We start from the raw sequence: 23,888 nt of genomic DNA on the forward strand, positions 1-23,888 counted from the left end.
AATCGATGGAAAACAAACATCAACGTGGATTTGTCTTCAGACAAGAGAACTGTGTGGGTTGTGGCGCCTGTACCATTGCGTGCCAGATTCACAACGAACTGCCTGAAAACGTGCGTTTCCGTAAAGTGGACCGCTACGAAGTGCAGAAGGGTGACGGCATCGTCGACGTATGGCTGAGCCACTCCTGCATGCATTGCGGCAACCCCGCCTGTCTGATGGTCTGCCCCGCCAAGGCCTACACCGTGCGTCACGATGGCCTGGTGGTGCTGGATCGCGAGAAGTGCACCGGCTGTGGCCTGTGTGTGTCTGCTTGCCCCTACGACGCGGTGGCCATGGTGGATACCGACGGCAAAGCGGCCAAGTGTAACATGTGCATCGAGCTTATCGACCAGGGCAAGAACCCCGCCTGTGTCGACGGTTGCCCGGTACAGTGCCTGAAGTCTGACAACGTCAACCAGGTGCTGGATCAGAAAGCCTCTGCCAGCAAGCAGGGTGTGGGCTACGGTGACTGCGTAACCAAGCCAAACATGGTGATTATTAAGGAGCGGGCATGATGAACGGCGAGTTTGGTCCCATTGCTTCGGCGTATCACGCCTTCAAGGGCATGGTGTTTGACCCCTCCAGCAAGGAGTCGCTCGAGCGCCTGATTGCTTACCTCGAAGCCGGTGAGAACAACGACGCGTTGTTGTCCGAGGCGCGCCGCCATCTGCAGGCGCCCATGGAGTTGGAGTGTGACTTCAACCGGATGTGTATCGGACCGACTCGCCTGCTGGTGCCACCCTATGAGTCCGTTCACCGCGCCAGCGGTCGGCAGATCAACACCGACGAGACCGTGGCCGTGGCTGATTTCTATCAGCACATCGGCCTGGTGATCGACGAGAAGTTGAGCGAGCCGGCGGATTACATCGGCAATGAGCTGGAGTTCCTCTACTGCCTGGAGGCTCTGGCCCATGAGCACCAAAAACAGGGTAACGACGACACCGTCGCCGAGCTCAAGGCGCTGGCCGGGGAGTTCCTCGACAAGCACCTGGGCACCTGGTACCAGGCCTTCACCGACGGCATGTGTGAGCATGCCGAGCTGGAGTTCTGGCGCCTGTACGCGACGGCTCTGAGTGAGTTCCTGTCATCCCGAATAACTCATTAATTTCCGGGGACGGATGTCCCCGCCTGTAAGGCGCCGGTTTGGCTCCTAAGGATATGAGATGAAACGTTTTATTGCTTTACTTCAGATGGTGCTGGTGGCGGCGTTTGCCGGCCAGGCCGTGGCCGCAGAGAAGGCCGAGCTGCAACCTCAGCAGTGGCAACCCATTCAGGAAGTGACCATCGCCGGTGACATTCCTGAGCTGCGCGGCATGCCTGTGTCTCCCGAGCTGCCCGTGGTGAATACCGCCGTCAACGAAGGTTACCTGCAGACCCTGTCCCCCGCCTCCTACTGGGCCGACATTCTGACCTACTCCTTCTTCGGCATGATCGCCCTGCTGACTCTGTTCGTGATGATCAACGGCAAGTCCAAGCTGCACGGCGGTTTCTCCGGCAACAAGGTGGATCGTTGGAGCGGCATGGACATCTTCGTCCACTGGCTGGGCGGCATCGCCTGTCTGTTCCTGATCATCACCGGCCTGATCATGGGCGCCGGTCGCTTCCTGCTGGAACCCAACATGGGCGTCAGCCACTGGGTCGGCGTGATCAACACCTCCGTCTCCCTGCACGACATGATGGCCTGGCCCTTCATCATCGGTTGGGCGGTGATGGTCCTGAAGTGGCTGCCCAAGCAGCTGCCCGAGTCCTGTGACGCTGCCTGGTTTGCCAAGGCCGGTGGTTACCTGAACTTCGGTCCCTTCAAGGGCCAGCACCCTGACGCAGGCTTTGCCAACGCCGGTGAGAAGCTGTGGTTCTGGACTTTCGCCATCTGCGGTGCCCTGATTGTGGGTTCCGGTCTGGTGATGATGTTCCCCAGCCTGGTTGAGACCAAAGACGGTGCCAACCTGAGCCTGGTGCTGCACCTGGTGAGCGCGGCCATCATCGGCGCCTTCGCCGTGGTGCACATCTTCATGGCCACCGTTATGTCCGAAGGTGGTATGGAGTGCATGGTTACCGGTAAGTGTGATGAGAACTGGGCCAAGCAACACCACAACCTGTGGTTCAAGCAGGTAAGCAAGTCCTAACTTGATGCCGGGGACGCCAGCGTCCCCGGTCTCTCCCGGCCCCATCCGGGGCCGATTCATTGAATCCGTGCCGTTCACCTCTCCCCGCGAGCAGGTGCGGCCCCGTAGTACCTAACGGAATGAGAATTACGACAATGAACACCAAGATGACTCTGATTGCCGGCGCCGTTGCCGCCCTGTCCTTCAATGCCCTGGCCGCCGATTCCCTGGAAGAGCAGGTGCGCGTCCTGTCCGAGCGTGTCCAGCAGCTGGAGCAGCAGGGCCCACAGGTCGCCGAAGGCACCACCTTCAACCTGTACGGCAGCCTGCGCCCCACCTTCAACTACCTGGACTCTGGTGATGACTCCAAGTGGGACGTGCGTGACGCCCTGTCTCGCGTTGGCATCAAGGCCACCACCGAGCTGAGCAATGGCTGGGTGGCCATCGCCCAGGGTGAGTGGAGCGTCGACATCTCCAACAACGGTGACTTTGGCAAGGCCCGTCAGGCCTACGTGGCTCTGTCGACTCCCTACGGCCAGCTGGGCGTGGGTAAGCAGCGTCCTGCCCAGTACACCCTGGTGGCTGAGTACGTGGACATCTTCAACCACGCCAACAGCCCTTACGCCTATGACGCGGAGAGCCCCTTCTTCGTCGATAACTTCGTCACCTACAAGCTGCAGCATCAGGGTGTCACCCTGATGGCAGGCGCTCAGATCAGCGGTGACAAGGGTGATGACAACGCCGATCTGGTGAACCTGGGTCTGGGTTATGACCTGGATGGCCTGCACCTGGGCCTGGGTTATGTCGCCGCAGACCGCCTGGATGACAGCAACCAGGTGATTGGTGATGACAAGACCCTGGGCGGTGTCGTGGCGTACAGCTTCGACAACGGTCTCTACCTGGCCGCAGCCTACCAGGACAAGGATTACAACCTGGACGGCGGTGCCGATCGCAGTGGCAGCACCATCGATACTGCCCTGGCCTACCCCTTCGCCGACGATTACAAGGTGAAGCTGGGTTACTTCAAGTTTGAAGACGGCAAGAAAGTGGCCAGTGGCGACTACGATGGCTACAACACCACCCTGGAGTGGCAGCCTGCCGGCAACCTGCGTCTGCACGTCGAGTACCTGGTGAAGGACTTCGACAACGCCGACAAGGACACCTCCATCGCCGTGGGTATGCGTTACGACTTCGACCTCGGTTGGAACTTCTGAGCCCATCCGCTCACCCTTGGGATGGCCCGTTTCCCCGGCGGGTCCTCTCCTTTTTAACATCCTTGTGTTTCAGGCAGCCTTCGGGCTGCCTTTTTTGATCCCAGGGCGTCCCGGGACGATACTTAAGGGATCGGCCTTCGCTAAGGAGAGAGGGATGCAGCCGCTGAACATGGCTTTCGACAAGCCTCTGGTGATCGACACCCATGCCCTGGCCTGGCAGGCCTCGCCCGCCCCCGGGGTATGGCGAAAACGGCTGGAGTGTGTAGCGGAAGAGCGGGGCCATGTCACCAGCATCGTGCGCTATGACCCAGGCAGTGCCTTTCCCAATCACGGCCATCCGGCCGGCGAAGAGTTGCTGGTGCTGGAGGGGGTCTTCAGTGATGAAAGCGGCCACTTCGGCGCTGGCAGCTACCTGAGGAATCCGCCCGGCAGTGGCCATGCTCCGGCCAGTGAATCTGGCTGTGTGCTCCTGGTGAAACTCTGTCAGTTCGCCGACGATGATGGCCAGTCCCTGGTGATTCCCGGCCTGTTGGGGGCGCCCTCACGTGAACTTCACCGCCACGGCTCAGAACGGGTCAGCTGGTTCAGGTTGAACCCCGGCGAGGGCTTGCCGGCGCAGCCCTTCTCCTGTGAATTTTTCCTAGTGGATGGCCTGCTGGAGGCACCAGAGCATCGCATCTCGACGGGGTACTGGTGTCGCTTCCCCGCCGGACTGTGTCCGCCCTTGCGCGCCGAACAGCCCACTCTGGTGTGGCTGAAGGCTGGGCATTTTTAAACGATGGGGGGCGCTTGCGGCTTTTGGTTGCCTTAGATGGCCAGATACACTAGGGCGCCAAACAGCGCTCCAGCAATGAACATCATCAGTTTGCTCTTATCCATAACCCGCTCGTCGTATTGTCTCGGTAAATTGCTGCCATCAGTCTATTGGTAGTGGCATGGGGAGGCCAGTCATTATCGTTCAATTATTTGATTTATAGGACTTTTTATTTTCTGTCACGGCGTTCCTGAATGCCGGCGGATGGCCATTACGCCTCCCTTGTTCCAGCCTGGCATGCCACCCGATTGGACAAAAAATGCCCGGCGGTTGCCGGGCGGAAATTGGAAAGGAAAGGGTTACAGGGTGTCGCCTGGGACTCGCACCCAGCCCTCCATCAGCACCCGGGCGCTGCGGCTCATGATGGCGGAGTCCACCCGCCACTGACCGTTCTGCTGGCTGGCCTCGGCGCCCACCTTGAGGGTGCCCGAGGGGTGGCCGAAGCGCACGAAGCTGCGCTCGCCGCCACCGGCGGCCAGGTTCACCAGGGTGCCCGGGATGGCAGCGGCGGTGCCAATGGCCACGGCGGCGGTGCCCATCATGGCGTGGTGCAGCTTGCCCATGGACAGTGCCCGCACATTGAGGTCGATGCTGTCGGCGTCGATCCCCTTGCCGCTGGAGGCGGTGTAGCTTTTCGGTGGGGCGACGAAGGCGATCTTGGGAGTGTGCTGGCGACCAGCCGCTTCGCTTGCCTCCTTGATCAGCCCCATCCTGACGGCGCCGATGGCGCGCAGCGCCTCGAAACGCTCCAGGGCGGCGGGATCGGCGTTGATCGCCTCCTGCAGCTCGGTGCCGTCGTAACCCAGAGCCTCGGCATTGAGAAACAGGGTGGGGATGCCGGCGTTGATCAGGGTCGCTTCCAGCTTGCCCCCGGCGACCAGAGACTCGGGTACCTCCAGGGTATCCACCAGGTTGCCGGTGGGGAACATCGCCCCGTCGCCGTCGGCGGGATCGAGGAAGCTGACCTCCACCTCGGCGGCGGGGAAGGTGACCCCATCCAGCTCAAAGTCGCCGGTCTCCTGCACCTGCCCCCCGGTGATGGGCACCTGGGCGATGATGGTCTTGTGGATGTTGGCCTGCCAGATCCGCACTGTGGCGATGCCGTTGTCCGGAATGCGGCTCGAGTTCACCAGACCATTGCTGATGGCAAAGGCCCCTACCGCGGCGGTGAGGTTGCCGCAGTTGCCACTCCAGTCGATAAAGGGCTTATCGATGGCCACTTGACCGAACAGGTAGTCCACGTCGTGGTCCGTCTGGGTGCTGCTGGCCAGGATCACCGTCTTACTGGTGCTGGAGGTGGCGCCGCCCATGCCGTCGGTGTGTTTGCCATAGGGATCCGGGCTGCCGATCACCCTCAGCAGCAGGGCGTCCCGGGCCGGCCCTGGTTGCTGGGCGGCTTCCGGCAGGTCGCTGAGGCTGAAGAACACCCCCTTGCTGGTGCCGCCGCGCATGTAGGTGGCGGGGATTCTGATTTGCGGTGGAAACGCCATGGTTTCTCCTTATACCGGGGCGCGGCAGGCCACGCCCCATAGCTTGCTCTGATTGGATCTAGCTGGCCGCTTCCGAGGCTAGGAAGTCTTTGGCGAAACGTTGCAGTACGCCGCCCGCCTCATAGACGGAGACCTCTTCGGCGGTGTCCAGGCGACAGGTCACCGGAACCTCCAGGGTTTCGCCGTCAGCTCGGTGGATCAGCAGGGCCAAGGTGGCCTCCGGAGTGCGCTCGCCGATGACGTCGTAGGTCTCGCTGCCGTCCAGCCCCAGGGTCAGTCGGGTGGTGCCCGGCTTGAACTCCAGGGGCAGTACACCCATCCCCACCAGGTTGGTGCGGTGGATGCGCTCGAACCCCTCGGCGACGATCGCCTCAACCCCGGCCAGGCGTACCCCTTTGGCGGCCCAGTCGCGACTGGAGCCCTGACCGTAGTCGGCCCCGGCAACGATGATCAGCGGCTGTTTGCGATCCATGTAGGTTTCGATCGCCTCCCACATGCGGGTGACCCGACCCTCGGGCTCGATGCGAGCCAGGGAGCCCTGACGGATCTCACCCTGCTCATCCCGGACCATCTCATTGAGCAGCTTGGGGTTGGCGAAGGTGGCCCGCTGGGCGGTGAGGTGATCGCCCCTGTGGGTGGCGTAGGAGTTAAAGTCCTCCTCAGGCAGACCCATCTTCGCCAGATACTCGCCGGCGGCGGAGCTGGCCAGGATGGCGTTGGAGGGTGAGAGGTGATCTGTGGTGATGTTGTCACCCAGCACCGCCAGGGGGCGCATCCCTGTCAGGCTGCGCTCTCCGGCCAGGGCACCCTCCCAGTAGGGGGGCCGGCGGATGTAGGTGCTCATGGGGCGCCAGTCGTACAGGGGATCGTTGTCCTCGCCATAGTCGACACTCAAATCGAACATGGGTTCGTACACCTGGCGGAACTGCTCCGGCTTCACATGCTGACCGACGATGGCGTCGATCTCCTCGTCCGTGGGCCAGAGATCCTTGAGGGTTACCGGATTGCCCTGTGGGTCATGGCCCAGCACATCCTGTTCGATGTCGAAACGCACGGTGCCGGCGATGGCGTAGGCCACCACCAGAGGCGGCGAGGCCAGGAATGCCTGCTTGGCGTAGGGGTGGATGCGGCCATCGAAGTTGCGGTTGCCGGACAGCACGGCGGTGGCGTACAGGTCGCGGTCGATGATCTCCTGCTGAATCACCGGATCCAGGGCTCCACTCATGCCGTTACAGGTGGTGCAGGCAAAGGCGACGATGCCAAAGCCCAGCTTCTCCAGTTCAGGCAGCAGTTCTGCTTCCTCCAGGTAAAGCTGAGCCACTTTGGAGCCTGGGGCGAAGGAGGATTTCACCCAGGGTTTGCGCACCAGCCCCAGTTCGTTGGCCTTCTTGGCCAGCAGACCGGCGGCCACCACGTTCCTGGGGTTGGAGGTGTTGGTGCAGCTGGTGATGGCGGCGATGATCACCGCGCCGTCGGGCATCTTGCCCTCGGCCTCCTGGGCCTGGGCCGCAGCCAGATCGGTGGCGATGCCGCGAGCGGCCAGATCGGAGGTGGGCAGGCGGCGATGGGGGTTGGAGGGGCCAGCCATGTTGCGGCAGACGCTGGACAGATCGAACTCCAGCACCCGCTCATAGTCGGCCTCTGTCAGGTCCTCGGCCCACAGCCCGCTGGTTTTGGCGTACTGCTCCACCAGTTTCACCTGCTCAGGATCCCGGCCGGTGAGGGTCAGGTAGTCCAGGGTCTGCTGGTCGATGTAGAACATGCCGGCGGTGGCGCCAAATTCCGGGGTCATGTTGGAGATGGTGGCGCGGTCGCCGATGGTGAGATCCGCGGCGCCATCACCGAAGAACTCCAGGTAGGCGGAGACCACCCGCTGCTGGCGCAGGAACTCGGTGATCGCCAGCACGATGTCGGTGGCGGTAATCCCAGGCTGACGCTTGCCGGTCAGGCGCACGCCGACGATCTCCGGCAGGCGCATCATGGAGGCGCGCCCCAGCATCACGTTTTCCGCTTCCAGGCCACCCACGCCGATGGCGATCACCCCGAGGGCATCCACATGGGGGGTGTGGCTGTCGGTGCCGACACAGGTGTCGGGGAAGGCGACGCCGTCCCTGGACTGAATTACCGGGGACATCTTTTCCAGGTTGATCTGATGCATGATGCCGTTGCCGGCGGGGATCACGTCAACGTTCTTGAAGGCGGTCTTGGTCCACTCGATAAAGTGGAATCGGTCCTCGTTGCGGCGATCCTCGATGGCGCGGTTCTTCTCAAACGCGTCCGGATCGAAGCCGGCGTGCTCCACCGCCAGTGAGTGGTCGACGATCAGCTGGGTGGGCACCACAGGATTGACCTTGGCGGGGTCGCCGCCCTGATCGGCAATGGCGTCACGCAGGCCGGCCAGATCCACCAGGGCGGTCTGGCCCAGGATGTCGTGGCACACCACCCGGGCCGGGTACCAGGGGAAGTCCAGGTCGCGCTTTCGGTGAATGATCTGGCCCAGGGCGTCGCCGAGTGTGGCCGGATCGCAGCGGCGCACCAGCTGCTCGGCCAGTACCCTGGAGGTGTAGGGCAGGGTGGCGTAGCTGCCCGGGACGATGGCCTCTACCGCGGCTTTGGTATCGAAGTAATCGAGGCCGGTGCCGGGCAGGGGTTTACGGAATTCTGTGTTCATAGTCTCTACCCAAAGAGTGAAATCCGGGCCGCCGGACGGCGGCCCACTGGGCTGGGTGCGGCTTAGCGCTGGCTCAGCTCGGGTACACTGCGAGGCTCTTCGCCTGTGTAGTCCGCGCTCGGGCGGATGATGCGGTTGTTGGCTCGCTGCTCCATCACGTGGGCGGCCCAGCCGGTCAGGCGGGAGCAGACGAAGATGGGGGTGAACAGCTTGGTGGGGATCCCCATGAAGTGATAGGCGGAGGCGTGGAAGAAGTCGGCGTTACAGAACAGCTTCTTCTCCTGCCACATCAGATCTTCACAGGCCACAGACACCCGGTAGAGGCGGTCGTCGCCGTACTCTTCCGCCAGCTTGGCAGACCAGCCCTTGATGATGGCGTTCCTGGGGTCGGACTCGCGGTAGATGGCGTGGCCGAAGCCCATGATCTTCTCTTTGTTGACCAGCTTCTGTTTGAGGATATTGATGGCGTCCTGCTCATCCTTCATATCCTCGATAAGCTCCATGGCCGCCTCGTTGGCACCGCCATGCAGGGGGCCACGCAGGGAGCCGATGGCACCGGTAACACAGGAGTGCATGTCGGACAGGGTGGAGGCACACACCCGGGCGGTGAAGGTAGAGGCGTTAAACTCGTGCTCCGCGTAGAGGATCAGGGAGACGTCCATCACCTTGGCGTGCAGCTCGCTGGGGGCCTTGCCGTGCAGCAAGCGCAGGAAGTGGGCACCGATCTGCTCATCCTCGGTTTCGGTGACGATGCGAACGCCGTCGTGGCTGTAGCGGTACCAGTAGCAGATGATGGAAGGGAAGGCCGCCAGCAGACGATCGGCCATCTCACCCTGCTGGTCGAAGCTTTCCTCGGTCTCCAGGTTGCCCAGCATGGAGCAGCCGGTACGCATCACGTCCATGGGGTGGGCGCTCGCGGGGATCTGTTCCAGTACGGTTTTCAGGGGCTGAGGCAGGCCGCGCAGATTCTTCAGCTTCTGGCGGTAGGCGGTTAACTCCTCTGCGTTGGGCAGGTGCCCCTTGAGCAGCAGGTGAGCCACCTCTTCGAAGCTGACCTTGTCCGCCAGTTCGGCGATGTCGTAGCCGCGGTAGGTGAGTCCGGTGCCGGACTTGCCAACGGTACAGAGGGCGGTTTCACCGGCGCTTTGGCCGCGGAGGCCGGCGCCTCCAAGTGCTTTATCTACCATGATTCTTTCCTTCTCTCCTGAAGTTGCTCTTTGGACTGGATGGGTTACGCCTTGCTGTCGGCGAACAGCTGATCCAGTTTCTGTTCGTAGTCGTGATAGCCGAGGAATTTGTACAGGTCCATGCGGGTCTGCATATTCTCAACCTGACTGCGCTGATGGCCATCGGTCTTAAGGGCCTCATAGACGTTGAGGGCGGCGGCGTTGGCGGCGCGGAAGGCGGACAGAGGGTAGAGCACCATGTCGGCGCCAGCCTCAAACAGCTCCTCTTTGCCGAACAGTTCGGTCTTACCGAACTCGGTCATGTTGGCCAGGATGGGCGCCTTTACCTGGGCCTTGAACTGACGGTAGTGATCCAGCTCGGTCAGGGCTTCGGCGAAGATCATGTCGGCTCCCGCCTCCAGATAGGCCTGAGCCCGCTCGATGCCGCTCTCCAGTCCTTCGACCGCCACCGCGTCGGTGCGGGCCATGATGACGAAACTGTCGTCGCGACGGGCATCCACTGCCGCTTTGATGCGGTCGCACATCTCCTCCACGCTCACCACTGCCTTGTTGGGGCGGTGGCCACAACGCTTCTGAGCCACCTGATCTTCCATGTGCACTGCGGCCACGTCGGCACGTTCGAATTCACGGATGGTGCGGGCGATGTTGAAGGCGCCACCCCAACCGGTGTCGATGTCCACCAGCAGAGGGAGGTCGGTGGCGGCGGTGATGCGGCTGGCGTCGATGACCACGTCGTTCATGGAGGTCATACCCAGATCCGGCAGGCCGAAGGAGGCGTTGGCCACCCCCGCACCGGAGAGGTATAGGGCCTGGTGGCCGCTCTGTTCGGCCATCAGGGCCATGTAGGCGTTGATGGTGCCAACGATCTGCAGCGGCTTGGCGTTGGCTACGGCGTCGCGAAAGCGCTGGCCCGGGGTTGGGATGGTCATCCTGAAATCTCCTCCATTTGGTTTCTCAGTACCCGCTCTGTGTTGGCGCGGCCAGATTCGATGTGGCGGCGCATCAGCAGGGCGGCAAGCTCACCATCGCCGTCGGCGATGGCGTCCAGAATTCGTCGGTGTTGGGCCAGGGCTTCCATGGGGCGGCGACCGCTGCTGCACTGGTTACGGTACATCTGCAGCAGGTGATAGAGATCGTCGGTCAGGGTGTGAATCAGGGTCTGGTTACCACTGGCGTGAATGATGCCCAGGTGAAAATCGATGTCGTCAAACAGGGCGTAGTCGCCGCTCTGGTCGGTGAACACCTTCTCCTGACGTTTGAGCAGCAGCTGTAGCTGGGCCAATTGGCTGGCGCTGATGCGGCTGGCGGCCAGGCGACAGGCCATCGCCTCAAGTTCGGCCCGAACCTGATAGAGGTCTCCCAGCTCTTCCGGAGTCAGTTGGGCGACCCGGGCACCGATGTGAGGGGCTTTAACCACCAGGCGGCGTCGCTCCAGCTTCTGCAGGGCTTCCCGCAGTGGACCCCGGCTGACGCCGTAGCGAGCGGCCAACTCCTGTTCATTGATCTTGCTGCCGGCCGAGATCTCGCCCTGGACAATGGCCACTTGCAGCTTATGAGCCAGTTGGTCTGCCAGGGTCAGTTGACGTTGGGAATTGCTCATGATCAAAAAAGCACCAAGTGAGACGTGGGTCACAGCTTGGGCGCATTTCGATCGATTGTCAACAATGTGTTAACTTAGACGTTAGTGTAACCTGAGTGATGTTCAGCGGCGCTTTTTGCGCTAAGTTGTTGTCTTTATTTGCTAATTATTATTTTTGAATCGGGATGAAAATCAAGGTGAGAAATATTTATCTGTGTTTTATTGTCAACAACCTGTGGCGTTGTCGACAATGGACCAGGATCAAAAAAGGCTCCCTGAGGAGCCTTTTTCTTTTGGGTTTAGAGTTATTTTGACGCCAGTGCTCGATAGAAGCCTGGGGCGGAGGCATGTTCCTGCAGCAGCTGTTCAATCTTGAGGTCCTTCTCCTGCCACAGCTCGTTCAGCCAGCGCTGAAATTCAACCCGGTACTCCTTATCCTGGTCGTAGTCCCCCTGGGGGACTTCGGACATGGGGATGACCCGGACGTCGACGGCGATGGTGTCCAGCTCGCCGCCAAGCAGGGAGGCCATGATCTTATCCCGGGCGCCGGGGTAGACGATGGTCAGGTCGACCACATGGCGGAACTGGTCGCCCAGGGTGGACATGGCAAAGGCGATGCCGCCCGCCTTGGGTTTCAGCAGATACCGGTAGGGGCTGCGTTGCCGCTTATGCTTTTCCGGGGTGAGCCGGGAGCCCTCAATGAAGTTGATCACCGAGGTGGGGATATCCCGGAACTTGGCGCACGCCTTGCGGGTGGTTTCGATGTCCTTACCCTTGAGTTTGGGGTTTTTGGCCACCTGGGACTTGGAGTAGCGGCGCATAAAGGGCATATCCAGGGCCCAGCAGGCCATGCCCATCAGCGGAATGTAGATCAGCTGATGCTTGAGGAAGAACTTCAGCATGGGGATCTTGTCCCGCAGCACGATAGAGACCACAAAGATGTCGGCCCAGCTCATGTGGTTGGAGAGCACCAGGTACCACCCTTGGGGGCTGAGCCGGTCATCCAGGCCGGTGATGTTCCAGCGGGTGCGGGTGGTCAGGCCGAAGATGGCGTGGTTGAGCACCACCCAGTATCTCATGCAGCCATTGGCCATGGCCGACAGCTTGAGTCGCGCCGCCCTGATGGGCAGCACCAGCTTGAGCAGGGCCAGCATCAGGATCAGGGTGCTCCAAAGCGCTATGTTCAACGCCGCCAGGGTGGCGTTTAGCAAAAACAGCACGGGGCTGGGAAGAAAATTCAACATAGTCTATCGGTGTTCATCATTGCTGCAGTCAGCCAGTTGCCGCTGCTTCTCATGCCACAGGCCGTTGAGCCACTGTTGGAACTCGGCCCTCTGTTCCGGGGAGTCGTAACCGATGGCGTGGAGCTCCTCCAGAGAGCGTTGGTCCACGCTGACCCGGATCTCCGGTACCCGGCCACAGAGGTAGTCCCAGAAACTGGGGGCGCCATCCGGGTAGTAGATGGTGACATCCAGCATCCGCTGTAATCTCGGTCCCATGGCGTCTAGGGTAAAGGCTAAACCCCCTGCCTTTGGTCTGAGCAGTTGCGGGAAGGGGGAATTTTGCCTGTCCCGTTTGGCCTCTGTAAAGCGGGTACCCTCTACGAAATTCATGATGGTGACCGGAGAGGTCTTGTACTTTTCACAGGCTTTTTTCGTTGTTTCAATGTCTTTTCCCTTCATATGCGGGTTCTTCTTCAGGTACTGGGAGGAGAAGCGGCGCATAAAGGGAAAATCCAGTGCCCACCAGCACAGACCGATGACCGGCACGAAGATCAACTCCCACTTGAGGAAGAACTTGATGAAGGGGATGCGGCGGTTGAACAGACGCTGCAGCACCAGGATGTCCACCCAGGACTGATGGTTGGAGACCACCATATACCACTGCATGGAGGAGAGCTCCGGCAGAGAGTCCACCACCATGCGACTGCCGCTGAGCACCGCTTGATTCAGGTTATTGATGCTGATCCAGGCGGTGGCGCACTGATCGGCGGCCCAACTGCAGCTGCGTTTCAGCGGGGCGATGGGCAGAAGTTTCAGCAGCCCAAGGCCAAAGACCACGGGAAACCAGACCAGGGTGTTGATGATATAGCCGGAGAAGGCCAGCAATCCGCGTAAAGTGTTCAACAGATCCATCCGTGACGCAGGCTAAACTTGGGGATATGTTAAACAGCTCTGACCAGTGTCTCAAGGCGGATCTGCCTTTGTTTCTGTACTACTCCAGCCTCAGTTGTGCCATCAGCTTGTCCATGGCCCTGAAGCCAAAGGCCTTGGCCACGTGGGATCGGGTGACTCTCTCCTGCTGCTGAAGATCCGCCAGGGTGCGGCTGACCCGCAAAATGCGATGGAAGGCCCGAACCGAGAGCCCAAGCCGATTGAGCCCCTGTTCGGCGAAGGCGGCGGCATCCTGCTCTATCTTGGCCTCGGTGCCTAATGCCGATGGGGAGAGCCGGGCATTGAGGATCCCTTGTCGGCTTAGTGCCCGCTCTCGGGCGGCCAGGACCTGATCTCTGGCCTGGGTTGTGGTCAGCCCCTGAGGTTGATGCTGACGGGTTAACTCTCCTGGCGGCAACCTGGCCACCTCCACCGTCAGGTCGAATCGGTCCAGAAAGGGGCCGGAGAGTCTTCCCAGGTAGCGGCGGATCTGTTCCGGGGTGGAGCGGCTTTGAGGGCCGGTTTCGCCACAGGGGCTGGGGTTCATCGCCGCCACCAGCTGAAACTGGGCCGGGTAACGCAGCTTGGCGGCGGCGCGGGAGATCACCACCTCGCCAGACTCCAAGGGTTCCCGCAGGCTGTCCAACACTGTGCGGGGAAATTCGGGCAGCTCATCGAGAAACAATACCCCATGGTGCGCCAGGGAGATCTCTCCGGGCTTGGGCAGGCTGCCTCCCCCCACCAGAGAGGCCGCCGAACTGGAGTGGTGGGGGGCGCGAAACGGCCTCTGCAGCAGTTGGGCCGGAGTCCGAGGCAGGCCGGCCACAGAGTGGATGGCCGCCACTTCCAGGGCGGGTTCCACCGGCAGAGGGGGAAGGAGATCGCACAGGCGGCTGGCCAGCATGGTCTTGCCGGTGCCGGGAGGGCCCATCAGCAGCAGATTATGTCCGCCGCTGGCGGCGATCATCAGTGCCAGTTTCCCCTGCTGCTGGCCGATCACTTCACTGAGATCTTTACATTGAGGTAGCGTGTCTGGTCGAAATGGGTCCGGTTGTATGGAGTCCAGCGGTGCCTGGCCGGTCAAGGCGGCCACCAACTGAGGCAGGCTGGGGGCCTTCAGGGCATCCAGCTCAGGGACCAGGGACAGTTCGGCGCTGCCTTGGGTGGGGACCACCATCTGCCGCCCCTGTGCCTTGGCAGCCAGGGCGGCGGGCAGTAATCCGGAGCAGGGTCTTATCTCGCCAGATAGGGACAGCTCTCCGAAAAATTCCCGATTTTTGATGCATGATTCCGGAAGTTGGTCTGTGGCGCACAGAATCCCCAGGGCGATGGCCAGATCGAAGCGTCCCCCCTGTTTGGGCAGCTCTGCCGGGGCCAGGTTGACGGTGACCCGGCGGGCAGGAAACTGAAAGCCGCAACTGTTGAGAGCAGCGCGAACCCGCTCTCTGGATTCCCTCACCGACGCTTCCGGTAACCCCACCAGAGTGACGCTGGGCAGGCCGCCACTGATGTGAACCTCCACCCGGATCAGCGGGGCGTCCATCCCCAGCTCGGCACGGGTAAAAACTTGAGCCAACGCCATAAATTGCCTCCTTGCAACTGCGTGGTTACCCTCCATTTTAGCGCCTTCTCAGAGAACACTGTGTTTGTAATATTTGGTTACATTTCTCTTTTTCTCACAAATGGAAAATTTTCTTTGCATCGTTAATTTGGGTGTGCTAATTCTAAATAAGCTTAAATTTCGACCTGTCCGCAAAACGCCTTTGCGGGGGTCACCAAGAAGAGAAAAAGACGTAGGAATCGAACCGATGATGCCTGTAACCCTGAACCTAGTCCTAGTCGTGGTCCTGACCGTGGTGATTATTATCACCGGCGGGGGAACGCGTTTGGTTCAGGCACAATCAGCCTAGACGTCAACCAAACAGCCACCCCCCGCACCGAAAGGTCCGGGGGGTTTTTTTTACCCTGTAGTCCACGGAGAGAAGCAACCATGACCCAGATGTATCACCAAGCTGACGCCAACCCGAGTTTATTGCAAGGCAAGACCGTCGCTGTCCTCGGCTATGGCAGCCAGGGCCGCGGCCAGTCCCTGAACCTGCGCGACAGCGGAGTGAATGTAGTCATCGGCCTGCGCCCTGGCGGCGCCAGCTGGAAGCAGGCGGAAGAGGAGGGCTGGCAGCCTGTTCCCTTCGCCGAAGCGGTACGCGACGCCGACGTTGTTATGGTGCTGATCCCCGATATGGCCCAGGCGGACTGCTACAAGGAGCACATCGAGCCCAACATCAAAGAGGGCGCCATGCTGATGTTCAGCCACGGCCTGAACGTTCACTACGGCATGATCGAGCCCGCCGCCAACATCGACGTGACCATGGTGGCCCCCAAGGGACCGGGTTACCTGGTTCGTACCGAGTATGAGAAGGGCGCCGGTGTTCCCTGCCTGATGGCAGTTCACCAGGATGCGACCGGCTACGCCCACGCCAAGGCTCTGGCTTACGCCGATGCCATCGGCGGCACCCGTGGCGGTGTACTGACCACCAACTTCAAGGAGGAGACCGAGACCGATCTCTTCGGTGAGCAGGCGGTTCTGTGTGGTGGCGCGGTGGCCATGGTACGCAAGGGTTGGGAGACCCTGGTTGAGGCGGGTTACCAGCCTGAGCTGGCGTACTTCGAGTGTCTGCACGAGCTGAAGCTGATTGTTGACCTGCTGTACGAGGGCGGCATCTCCCGCATGCATGAGTTCGTTTCCGACACGGCGGCTTACGGCGCCCTGACCCGTGGTGACCGCATCGTCGATGACCGCGCCAAGGAGACCATGAAGCAGGTGTTGGCTGAGATTCAGTCCGGCGAGTTCACCCGTCAGTGGGTGGAAGAGTACAAGGCTGGCAGCACCAACTACCGAGCCGCCCAGAAGGCGGAGTGTGAGCACCCAATCGAGAAGGTTGGTGCCGAATTGCGCAGCCGCATGAGCTGGTTGAACCGAGGGGAGTAAGCCGATGATCAGCGGAGCGGAAGCAGTAATTCGTACATTGGAAGGATTCGGGGTGGATACCGTGTTTGGCTATCCCGGCGGTGCCATCATGCCCGTTTACGATGCCATGCTCGACTCGTCCGTCAACCACACCCTGACTCGCCATGAGCAGGGGGCGGCTTTCGCCGCCATTGGTTACGCCCGTGCCTCTGGCAAGACCGGGGTGTGCATTGCCACCTCAGGTCCGGGCGCCACCAATCTGTTGACTGCCCTGGCGGACGCGTACATGGACTCCATTCCGCTGGTCGCCATCACCGGCCAGGTACCCAATGCGGCCATAGGCACCGATGCCTTTCAGGAGATTGATGTGTTGGGCCTGTCTCTGGCCTGCACCAAGCACAGCTTCCTGGTGCGTCATGCCGATGAGCTGTGTGACACCCTGCAGCAGGCGTTTGCCCTGGCGGCAGAGGGGCGGCCTGGCCCGGTACTGGTGGACATTCCCAAGGACATTCAGCAGGGGATGGTGGAGTATCACCCGCCCCTGACGGCCCACACCAATGGCACCGCCGGCATCGGTGACTTTCCTCTGGAGCAGGCTCACCAGATGCTGAAAGCGGCCAAACGCCCTGTGCTCTATGTGGGCGGTGGTGTTGGTATGGCGGACGCCGTTGCTGAGCTCCGCCAGTTTATCGCCATCACGGGCATGCCTTCGGTGGCCACCCTCAAGGGGATCGGCGCCGTGGCTCCTGGCACCCCAGGCTACATGGGGATGCTGGGCATGCACGGCACCAAGGCGGCCAACATGGCGGTTCAGGAGTGTGACCTGCTGATCGCCGTCGGCGCCCGCTTCGACGACCGGGTAACCGGCCGCTTGGATACCTTCGCCCCGGACGCCCAGGTGATTCACCTGGACATCGACCCGGCGGAGTTCTCCAAGAGAAAGGCAGCCCACCTGAGCCACAGCGCCGACCTCAAGCAGGTGCTGCCGGCCATGGCGATGGCGCTGGAGTGTGGTCCGTGGCGTGAACTCTGTGACCAGCGCTCCCGAGACTGGGCCTTCAGCTACGACGCTCCCTTCGAGGGGATCTTTGCCCCCAGGCTGCTCAAGACCATCTCCGATCGCCTGCCCAAGGGCAGCACCGTGGCCTGTGATGTGGGCCAGCATCAGATGTGGGTGGCTCAGCATATGGAGTTCGATGGCCCGGAGACTCACCTCTCCAGTGCTGGCCTGGGCACCATGGGCTTCGGCTTGCCAGTGGGCATCGGCGCTCAGTTTGCCCATCCGGATAAGCCGGTGCTGGTGGTCTCCGGAGACGGTTCCTTCATGATGAACTGCCAGGAGCTGACCACCATCAAGCGGGCCAAGCTGCCGGTGAAGATTCTGCTGCTGGACAACCAGCGCCTGGGCATGGTGAAGCAGTGGCAGGAGCTGTTCTTCGAAGAGCGCTACAGCGAAACCAACCTGTCTGATAATCCGGAGTTCGTTGCCATGGCGGCGGCCTTCGACATCCCCGGAGCGCACATCTGGCGTGAAGACCAGGTGGAAGAGGCTCTGGAACAACTGATAAACAGCGATGGACCTTTCCTGTTACACGTGTCCATCTCCGAGAAAGAAAACGTCTGGCCTCTGGTACCACCCGGGGCATCCAATAGCGATATGATGGAGAAGCAGTCATGAGTCAGCACACTTTGTATATCGAGATGAACCCGGCGCCAGAGGTTTTGGAGCGTGTACTGCGGGTGACCCGCCACCGTGGCTTTACCGTGTGCCATATGCATATGAGCAGCATGGATCGGAAGGCCAACATTGCGGTGACCGTTGCCAGCGAGCGCCCCATTGAGCATCTGACCCGTCAGCTGGACAAGCTGTACGACGTAAAGAATTGTCGCCTGGAGATCTCCCAGGCGCGCATCGCCAACGGCTAATTAAGGAGCACATTGTGAGCCAAGCGGACTTTATCTGGTTTAACGGCAAGATGATGCCCTGGCAGGATGCCCAGGTACATGTTCTTAGCCATGCCCTGCATTACGGTTCCTCGGTGTTCGAGGGGATCCGTGCTTACCATACTCCCAGGGGACCGGCGGTATTCCGCTTGCAGGAGCACATTCAGCGCCTGTACGACTCCGCCAAGATCTACCGGATGCCCATCCCCTATGCCCCGGCGGAGCTGGAGCAGGCATGCCGTGACACCATTGTCGACAACGGCCTGGACAGTGCCTATATCCGTCCACTGGCGTTCTTCGGTAACGTCGGCCTGGGATTGAACGTGCCTCCGGGCAGTCAGGCAGAAGTGATCGTGGCCTCCTTCCCCTGGCACTCTTATCTGGGTGAAGAGAGCACCAAGCAGGGGGTGGATGTGTGCGTCTCCTCCTGGAATCGCCTGGCGGCCAATACCATGCCCACCGGCGCCAAGGCCGGGGGCAACTACCTCTCCTCCCAGCTGATCTCCGGTGAGGCCAAGCGCCACGGTTATGCCGAGGGGATCGCCCTGGACACCAATGGCCAGATCTCCGAAGGCGCAGGTGAGAACCTGTTCCTGGTGAAGAACGGCGTACTGATCACCCCGCCGGTGACCGCCGCCATTCTGCCCGGTATCACCCGGGACACCATCATCACCCTGGCCCGTGATGCGGGGTATCAGGTGAAGGAGGAGGCGTTGGCCCGCGAAGCGCTCTACCTGGCCGACGAGATCTTCATGACCGGCACCGCCGCCGAGATCGTGCCTGTCCGTTCGGTGGATGGCATCCAGGTTGGCGAAGGCGAACGCGGTCCCATCACCGCCGACATGCAGGCGGCCTTCTTTGGCCTGTTCAGTGGTGTCACCGAAGACAAGTGGGGCTGGCTGGACTACGTCAGCGAAGAGCAGGAAAACAAGCAGGAGTTTGCCGCCTGTACCACGGCAAAAGTGTTGTAATAAAAGGGTAGAATAATGCCGAAACTGAGATCAGCGACCTCCACATCGGGTCGGAATATGGCGGGGGCCCGAGCCCTCTGGCGTGCCACAGGTATGACGGATCAGGACTTCGGCAAACCCATTATTGCGGTGGCCAACTCCTTTACCCAGTTTGTCCCCGGCCATGTGCATCTCAAGGATATGGGCCAGCTGGTGGCCGGTGCCATTGAGGAAGCCGGCGGGGTCGCCAAGGAGTTCAACACCATCGCCGTGGATGACGGCATCGCCATGGGCCATGGCGGTATGCTCTACTCCCTGCCCAGCAGGGAACTGATTGCTGACTCGGTAGAGTATATGGTCAACGCCCACTGCGCCGACGCCCTGGTGTGCATCTCCAACTGTGACAAGATCACCCCAGGTATGCTGATGGCGTCTTTGCGTCTCAACATCCCGGTGATCTTCGTCTCCGGTGGCCCCATGGAGGCGGGCAAGACCCGACTCTCTGAGCAGCTGATCAAGCTGGACCTGGTGGATGCCATGGTCCAGGCCGCCGATCCCAATGTCTCCGATGAGCAGGCGGAACAGGTGGAGCGCAGTGCCTGCCCCACCTGCGGCTCCTGCTCCGGCATGTTTACCGCCAACTCCATGAACTGCCTGACCGAAGCCCTGGGCCTGTCCCTGCCGGGCAACGGCTCCATGCTGGCCACCCACAGCGATCGTCAGCAGCTGTTCCTGGAAGCGGGTAAGCGCATCGTCGACCTGTGCCGCCGCTGGTATCAGGAGGAGGACGAGACCGCCCTGCCTCGGGGCATCGCCACCCGCGCCGCCTTCGGCAACGCCATGGCGCTGGACATCGCCATGGGCGGTTCCACCAATACGGTGCTGCACCTGCTGGCCGCCGCCCAGGAGGCGGAGGTGGCCTTCACCATGGAGGATATGGATGCCCTGTCCCGCCAGGTGCCCCAGCTGTGCAAGGTGGCCCCCTCCACCCCGGATTACCACATGGAAGATGTGCACCGTGCCGGTGGCGTCATCGGCCTGCTGGCGGAGCTGGCCCGTGGCGGCCTGCTGGACACCAGTGTGCCCCATGTGGCCGGCGGTACCCTGGGGCAGGTGCTGGAGCGTTACGACATCAAGGGCACCACAGAGGAGAGTGTGCTGGAGTTTTATCGCGCCGGCCCCGCCGGAGTGCGCACCACCCAGGCCTTTTCCCAGTCCTGCCGCTGGCAGGAGCTGGACGACGATCGTGAGAACGGCTGCATCCGCAGCGTCGAGCACGCCTACTCCTCCGAAGGGGGACTGGCGGTGCTCTCCGGTAACCTGGCGCCCAATGGCAGCATAGTGAAAACCGCCGGGGTGCCGGACGACTGTCTGACCTTCTCCGGGCCTGCCCGGGTCTATGAAAGCCAGGAGGCGGCGGTGGCCGGCATCCTCGACGGTGAGGTCCAGGCCGGTGAAGTGGTGGTGATCCGTTACGAGGGGCCCAAAGGGGGGCCGGGCATGCAGGAGATGCTCTATCCCACCAGTTATCTGAAATCCATGGGATTGGGGCAGAAGTGCGCCCTGATCACCGACGGCCGCTTCTCCGGCGGTACCTCGGGGCTCTCCATCGGTCACGTTTCTCCCGAGGCGGCCAGCGGCGGGGTGATCGCCCTGGTGGAGAATGGCGATACCATCAGTATCCATATTCCTCAGCGCACCATAGTCCTTGAGGTGGATGAACAGACACTGGCAGAGCGTGCCGCCAACTGCAGTTTCAAGCCGCACAACCGTCAGCGCCAGGTGAGTCCGGCGCTGAAGGCCTATGCCATGCTGGCCACCAGCGCCGACATGGGCGCGGTGCGGGATCTGACCAAGCTGGAGAGTGACTGATGGCCGCCCTGCCTAAGCCACAGACTCAGGATCTGGCTCAGGAGTACCTGCGCCGTATCCTGATGGCGCCGGTGTATGACGTGGCCAGATTCACCAGCCTGGACCCCATGGCCAAACTCAGCGCCCGATTGGGGGCGCAGGTGTGGCTGAAGCGGGAAGATCAGCAGCCGGTGCACTCCTTCAAGCTTCGCGGCGCCTACAACTGCATCCATCAGTTGTCGGAGCCGAAACGCGCCTGTGGCGTGGTGGCGGCCTCCGCCGGTAACCACGCTCAGGGAGTGGCCCTCTCTGCCAGCCGCCTGGGGATCCGGGCGGTGATCGTGATGCCGGCGACTACGCCGGACATCAAGGTGGATGCGGTTCGCGGCCACGGCGGTGAGGTGGTGCTGTTCGGTGACAACTTCGATGCCGCCTATGGTCACGCCCGTGAGTTGGCCGAGAACCAGGGGCTGACCCTGATCCCTCCCTTCGACGACCCGGCGGTGATCGCCGGTCAGGGCACCATAGGTCAGGAGCTGCTGCAACAACAGCGTCAGCTGGATGCGGTGTTTGTGCCCGTGGGCGGTGGTGGTCTGGTGGCGGGCGTAGCCGCCTACATTAAGGCCCTGGCACCCCACATCAAGGTGATTGGGGTGGAGCCGGAAGACGCCGCTTGTCTCAAGGCCGCCCTGGAGGCTGGCTACCCGGTGACCCTGGACAGGGTGGGGCTGTTTGCCGACGGGGTGGCGGTGAAGCGCATCGGTGAGGAACCCTTCAGGGTGGCTCAGCAGTGCGTGGATCAGGTGATCACCGTCAGCACCGATGAGATCTGTGCGGCGGTGAAGGACATCTTCGAAGACACCCGGGCCATCGCCGAGCCCGCCGGAGCCCTGGCCCTGGCGGGGCTGAAGCGTTATCGCGAAGGGCGTCAAGGCGATGAGAGGCTGGCCGCCATTTTGTCCGGGGCCAACGTCAATTTCCACAGCCTGCGCTACGTCTCCGAGCGTTGTGAACTGGGTGAGGGCAAAGAGGCGGTACTGGCGGTGACCATTCCGGAGAAGAAGGGCAGCTTCCTGCGCTTTTGCCAACTGCTGGGTCAGCGATCCATCACCGAATTCAACTATCGGCTGGCGGGGCGGGACAGTGCCAACATCTTCGTCGGCCTTCGCATCGCCGATGCCGAGGAGTTGGCCAGAATCCGGCAGAAGCTGTCCCGGGAGGGCTACCCTCATGAGGACTTGTCACAGGATGAGACTGCCAAACTGCACGTGCGCTACATGGTGGGCGGACAGCCCCCAGAGCCGGTGCGCGAGCGCCTGTTCCATGTGACCTTCCCGGAACATCCTGGAGCCCTGCTGCAGTTTCTGCTTCGCCTGGGCCAGCGCTGGAACATCTCTCTGTTCCACTATCGCAATCACGGTGCCGCCTACGGTCGGGTGCTGATGGGGCTGGAGTGCGGTGAAAAGGGGGATGAGGAGCTCAGCGGTTTCCTGGCGACCCTGCCTCTGGAGTGTCGTGAAGTGACCGAGTCCGCCGCCTACCGCTACTTCCTGCGCTGACCTGCCAAGCAGATTGTCCATACTCTGTTCATCAACAGGCCCCATACTCATGGGGCCTGTGTGATCTCACATACCCTTTTCATGGAAGCCGCCCCATACTGATGTAACTCTTGTGATCTGTGTCACGGTTTATACACTTGGTTACATTCGCACTTTGGACATACATACGTGCATGTCTGTAAACTGCGCTCAATCAAATTTGGGGCAGTGGGATCCGATCCCTGAATCCCTCTCAGTATGGTCGGCCGGATTAAATTCCCGGCCACAAGGAGTCCGGTAATGTTCAAGCGCTTTGCCTTGGTTGTGGGTGGTCTGCTGGTGATTCTGGCAATCATCGGCGGCATCAAGTTCAAACAGATTCAAGAGGGCATGGCTCGGTTCGCGGCGTACACACCGCCACCTGAGACCATCTCTGTGGTGGAAGCCCGAACCGAAAGCTGGCGTCCCCAGGTGGCCAGCGTGGGGACCCTGAACGCCATCGAGGGGATCGAGCTGGCGGCGGAGGTGTCCGGCATCGTCGATGGCATCCTGTTCAAGAGTGGCCAGCAGGTGGAAGCCGGTCAGTTGCTGATCACCCTGAACGACGATGTGGAGCAGGCCAACCTGCTGAGCTACCAGGCCCAGGCGGAGCTGGCGGCCATCAAGTTCAAGCGCAACGAAGGCCTGTTCCGCAAGAACAACATCTCCGAGACCGATTTCGACCAGTCCAGCGCCGACCTTAAGGTGGCCAACGCCAACGTCGAGCAGACCCGGGCCACCATTGCCAAGAAGAACATCCGTGCGCCCTTTACCGGGGTACTGGGTATTCGCAAGTTCTCCATGGGTGAGTACATCAAGAATGGTGACGCCCTGGTGACTCTGCAGGATATCCGCTCTCTCTACGCCGACTTCTCCGTGCCCGAGCAGTACCTGCCCAGCCTGTACACAGGTCAGGAGGTGGTGTTCCACGTCAGCTCCGCCCCTGAGAAGGAGTTCCGTGGTCAGGTGATCGCCGTGGAAGCCAAGGTGGACGAGAACACCCGTAACATCGCCATCCGTGCCAAGGTGCCTAACCAGACCGGCGAGCTGCACCCGGGCATGTACGCCGACATCCGACTGCTGATGCGCGACACCCTGACTCCCATCGTGGTCCCCAGCACCGCCGTGGCCTACAGCCCCTTCGGTGATGCGGTGTTCGTGGTGGAGAAAGACGACAAAGGCCAGCAGGTGGCTCGTCGTATCTATGTCCAGGTGGGCGAGCAGCGGGGCGATCTGGTCTCCATCCTCAGTGGCCTGGAGCCCGGGATGCAGGTGGTCAATGCGGGTACCTCCAAGCTGGAGAACGGCACTCCGGTGACCATCTCCAACGCCGTGGAACTCTAAGG

General features: G+C 61.5%; 20 protein-coding genes. 12 read left to right on the forward strand and 8 right to left on the reverse strand.

Going from position 1 to position 23,888, the window contains the following annotated elements:
* Nucleotides 1-5 precede the first annotated feature (5 nt).
* From ACN0RV_RS00515 to ACN0RV_RS00535, 5 genes are all read left to right on the forward strand, one after another.
* Entirely contained in the window at nucleotides 6-554 is a 549-nt protein-coding gene (locus ACN0RV_RS00515; RefSeq protein ID WP_028107974.1) for a 4Fe-4S dicluster domain-containing protein, read from the forward strand.
* Nucleotides 551-1,144: a TorD/DmsD family molecular chaperone gene (locus tag ACN0RV_RS00520; RefSeq protein WP_417344607.1), complete on the forward strand. Its 594-nt coding sequence runs from the start codon at nucleotides 551-553 to the stop codon at nucleotides 1,142-1,144. The genes ACN0RV_RS00515 and ACN0RV_RS00520 overlap by 4 nt, the downstream gene beginning before the upstream one ends.
* Before the next feature lie 58 nt (nucleotides 1,145-1,202).
* Nucleotides 1,203-2,165: a formate dehydrogenase subunit gamma gene (locus tag ACN0RV_RS00525; RefSeq protein WP_417344609.1), complete on the forward strand. Its 963-nt coding sequence runs from the start codon at nucleotides 1,203-1,205 to the stop codon at nucleotides 2,163-2,165.
* 134 nt (nucleotides 2,166-2,299) lie between these two features.
* Nucleotides 2,300-3,358 carry a porin gene (locus ACN0RV_RS00530; RefSeq protein ID WP_417344611.1) on the forward strand — a complete coding sequence of 353 codons (1,059 nt, stop codon included), beginning with the start codon at nucleotides 2,300-2,302 and terminating at the stop codon, nucleotides 3,356-3,358.
* Between the two features lie 154 nt (nucleotides 3,359-3,512).
* The gene (locus ACN0RV_RS00535) at nucleotides 3,513-4,133 is read left to right on the forward strand and encodes a cupin domain-containing protein (protein ID WP_417344613.1); all 621 of its coding nucleotides are present in this window, start codon (nucleotides 3,513-3,515) and stop codon (nucleotides 4,131-4,133) included.
* A gap of 338 nt (nucleotides 4,134-4,471) precedes the next feature.
* Here ACN0RV_RS00535 and prpF read toward each other — a convergent pair whose 3' ends face one another.
* The 8 genes from prpF to ACN0RV_RS00575 form a co-directional block, all read right to left on the reverse strand.
* Nucleotides 4,472-5,662, reverse strand: coding sequence for a 2-methylaconitate cis-trans isomerase PrpF (prpF, locus tag ACN0RV_RS00540; protein WP_417344615.1), 1,191 nt, complete (start codon nucleotides 5,660-5,662; stop codon nucleotides 4,472-4,474).
* A 58-nt stretch (nucleotides 5,663-5,720) separates the two neighbouring features.
* A complete protein-coding gene (gene acnD / locus ACN0RV_RS00545) occupies nucleotides 5,721-8,333 on the reverse strand; it encodes a Fe/S-dependent 2-methylisocitrate dehydratase AcnD (protein WP_417344617.1) in 2,613 nt (870 codons plus the stop codon).
* A gap of 62 nt (nucleotides 8,334-8,395) precedes the next feature.
* Nucleotides 8,396-9,520 carry a bifunctional 2-methylcitrate synthase/citrate synthase gene (prpC, locus tag ACN0RV_RS00550; RefSeq protein ID WP_417344618.1) on the reverse strand — a complete coding sequence of 375 codons (1,125 nt, stop codon included), beginning with the start codon at nucleotides 9,518-9,520 and terminating at the stop codon, nucleotides 8,396-8,398.
* Nucleotides 9,521-9,564: 44 nt separating this feature from the next.
* Nucleotides 9,565-10,449 carry a methylisocitrate lyase gene (gene prpB, locus ACN0RV_RS00555; RefSeq protein ID WP_417344619.1) on the reverse strand — a complete coding sequence of 295 codons (885 nt, stop codon included), beginning with the start codon at nucleotides 10,447-10,449 and terminating at the stop codon, nucleotides 9,565-9,567.
* On the reverse strand, nucleotides 10,446-11,120 hold the full coding sequence (locus ACN0RV_RS00560; RefSeq protein ID WP_417344621.1) for a GntR family transcriptional regulator: 675 nt from the start codon (nucleotides 11,118-11,120) through the stop codon (nucleotides 10,446-10,448). Before ACN0RV_RS00560 ends, prpB begins: the two co-directional genes overlap by 4 nt.
* Before the next feature lie 284 nt (nucleotides 11,121-11,404).
* The gene (locus ACN0RV_RS00565) at nucleotides 11,405-12,343 is read right to left on the reverse strand and encodes an acyltransferase (RefSeq protein ID WP_417344623.1); all 939 of its coding nucleotides are present in this window, start codon (nucleotides 12,341-12,343) and stop codon (nucleotides 11,405-11,407) included.
* Nucleotides 12,344-12,346: 3 nt separating this feature from the next.
* Nucleotides 12,347-13,234 carry an acyltransferase gene (locus ACN0RV_RS00570; protein ID WP_417344625.1) on the reverse strand — a complete coding sequence of 296 codons (888 nt, stop codon included), beginning with the start codon at nucleotides 13,232-13,234 and terminating at the stop codon, nucleotides 12,347-12,349.
* A 79-nt stretch (nucleotides 13,235-13,313) separates the two neighbouring features.
* Nucleotides 13,314-14,834: a YifB family Mg chelatase-like AAA ATPase gene (locus ACN0RV_RS00575; protein WP_417344626.1), complete on the reverse strand. Its 1,521-nt coding sequence runs from the start codon at nucleotides 14,832-14,834 to the stop codon at nucleotides 13,314-13,316.
* A gap of 408 nt (nucleotides 14,835-15,242) precedes the next feature.
* Here ACN0RV_RS00575 and ilvC point away from each other — a divergent pair, with 408 nt between their 5' ends.
* From ilvC to ACN0RV_RS00610, 7 genes are all read left to right on the forward strand, one after another.
* Nucleotides 15,243-16,241 carry a ketol-acid reductoisomerase gene (ilvC, locus tag ACN0RV_RS00580; RefSeq protein WP_286340821.1) on the forward strand — a complete coding sequence of 333 codons (999 nt, stop codon included), beginning with the start codon at nucleotides 15,243-15,245 and terminating at the stop codon, nucleotides 16,239-16,241.
* A gap of 4 nt (nucleotides 16,242-16,245) precedes the next feature.
* Complete coding sequence (ilvG, locus tag ACN0RV_RS00585) at nucleotides 16,246-17,898, forward strand: acetolactate synthase 2 catalytic subunit (RefSeq protein WP_417344628.1); 1,653 nt, start codon at nucleotides 16,246-16,248, stop codon at nucleotides 17,896-17,898.
* The gene (ilvM, locus tag ACN0RV_RS00590; RefSeq protein ID WP_028107959.1) at nucleotides 17,895-18,146 is read left to right on the forward strand and encodes an acetolactate synthase 2 small subunit; all 252 of its coding nucleotides are present in this window, start codon (nucleotides 17,895-17,897) and stop codon (nucleotides 18,144-18,146) included. The genes ilvG and ilvM overlap by 4 nt, the downstream gene beginning before the upstream one ends.
* Nucleotides 18,147-18,157: 11 nt before the next feature.
* Nucleotides 18,158-19,135 carry a branched-chain amino acid transaminase gene (locus ACN0RV_RS00595; RefSeq protein WP_417345374.1) on the forward strand — a complete coding sequence of 326 codons (978 nt, stop codon included), beginning with the start codon at nucleotides 18,158-18,160 and terminating at the stop codon, nucleotides 19,133-19,135.
* Between the two features lie 15 nt (nucleotides 19,136-19,150).
* The gene (gene ilvD / locus ACN0RV_RS00600; RefSeq protein WP_417344630.1) at nucleotides 19,151-20,986 is read left to right on the forward strand and encodes a dihydroxy-acid dehydratase; all 1,836 of its coding nucleotides are present in this window, start codon (nucleotides 19,151-19,153) and stop codon (nucleotides 20,984-20,986) included.
* Entirely contained in the window at nucleotides 20,986-22,524 is a 1,539-nt protein-coding gene (ilvA, locus tag ACN0RV_RS00605; RefSeq protein ID WP_417344632.1) for a threonine ammonia-lyase, biosynthetic, read from the forward strand. The genes ilvD and ilvA overlap by 1 nt, the downstream gene beginning before the upstream one ends.
* Nucleotides 22,525-22,803: 279 nt before the next feature.
* A complete protein-coding gene (locus tag ACN0RV_RS00610) occupies nucleotides 22,804-23,886 on the forward strand; it encodes an efflux RND transporter periplasmic adaptor subunit (protein WP_417344634.1) in 1,083 nt (360 codons plus the stop codon).
* The last annotated feature ends 2 nt before the right edge of the window (nucleotides 23,887-23,888 follow it).

The organism is Ferrimonas sp., assembly GCF_048263965.1.
GTDB lineage: Bacteria > Pseudomonadota > Gammaproteobacteria > Enterobacterales > Shewanellaceae > Ferrimonas.

Bases quoted from the DNA above. Each gene is read 5' to 3' on its own strand.
- ACN0RV_RS00515 (WP_028107974.1), top strand. From the start codon at position 6: ATGGAAAACAAACATCAACGTGGATTTGTCTTCAGACAAGAGAACTGT.
- ACN0RV_RS00520 (WP_417344607.1), top strand. From the start codon at position 551: ATGATGAACGGCGAGTTTGGTCCCATTGCTTCGGCGTATCACGCCTTC.
- ACN0RV_RS00525 (WP_417344609.1), top strand. From the start codon at position 1,203: ATGAAACGTTTTATTGCTTTACTTCAGATGGTGCTGGTGGCGGCGTTT.
- ACN0RV_RS00530 (WP_417344611.1), top strand. From the start codon at position 2,300: ATGAACACCAAGATGACTCTGATTGCCGGCGCCGTTGCCGCCCTGTCC.
- ACN0RV_RS00535 (WP_417344613.1), top strand. From the start codon at position 3,513: ATGCAGCCGCTGAACATGGCTTTCGACAAGCCTCTGGTGATCGACACC.
- prpF (WP_417344615.1), bottom strand. From the start codon at position 5,662: ATGGCGTTTCCACCGCAAATCAGAATCCCCGCCACCTACATGCGCGGC.
- acnD (WP_417344617.1), bottom strand. From the start codon at position 8,333: ATGAACACAGAATTCCGTAAACCCCTGCCCGGCACCGGCCTCGATTAC.
- prpC (WP_417344618.1), bottom strand. From the start codon at position 9,520: ATGGTAGATAAAGCACTTGGAGGCGCCGGCCTCCGCGGCCAAAGCGCC.
- prpB (WP_417344619.1), bottom strand. From the start codon at position 10,449: ATGACCATCCCAACCCCGGGCCAGCGCTTTCGCGACGCCGTAGCCAAC.
- ACN0RV_RS00560 (WP_417344621.1), bottom strand. From the start codon at position 11,120: ATGAGCAATTCCCAACGTCAACTGACCCTGGCAGACCAACTGGCTCAT.
- ACN0RV_RS00565 (WP_417344623.1), bottom strand. From the start codon at position 12,343: ATGTTGAATTTTCTTCCCAGCCCCGTGCTGTTTTTGCTAAACGCCACC.
- ACN0RV_RS00570 (WP_417344625.1), bottom strand. From the start codon at position 13,234: ATGGATCTGTTGAACACTTTACGCGGATTGCTGGCCTTCTCCGGCTAT.
- ACN0RV_RS00575 (WP_417344626.1), bottom strand. From the start codon at position 14,834: ATGGCGTTGGCTCAAGTTTTTACCCGTGCCGAGCTGGGGATGGACGCC.
- ilvC (WP_286340821.1), top strand. From the start codon at position 15,243: ATGACCCAGATGTATCACCAAGCTGACGCCAACCCGAGTTTATTGCAA.
- ilvG (WP_417344628.1), top strand. From the start codon at position 16,246: ATGATCAGCGGAGCGGAAGCAGTAATTCGTACATTGGAAGGATTCGGG.
- ilvM (WP_028107959.1), top strand. From the start codon at position 17,895: ATGAGTCAGCACACTTTGTATATCGAGATGAACCCGGCGCCAGAGGTT.
- ilvD (WP_417344630.1), top strand. From the start codon at position 19,151: ATGCCGAAACTGAGATCAGCGACCTCCACATCGGGTCGGAATATGGCG.
- ilvA (WP_417344632.1), top strand. From the start codon at position 20,986: ATGGCCGCCCTGCCTAAGCCACAGACTCAGGATCTGGCTCAGGAGTAC.
- ACN0RV_RS00610 (WP_417344634.1), top strand. From the start codon at position 22,804: ATGTTCAAGCGCTTTGCCTTGGTTGTGGGTGGTCTGCTGGTGATTCTG.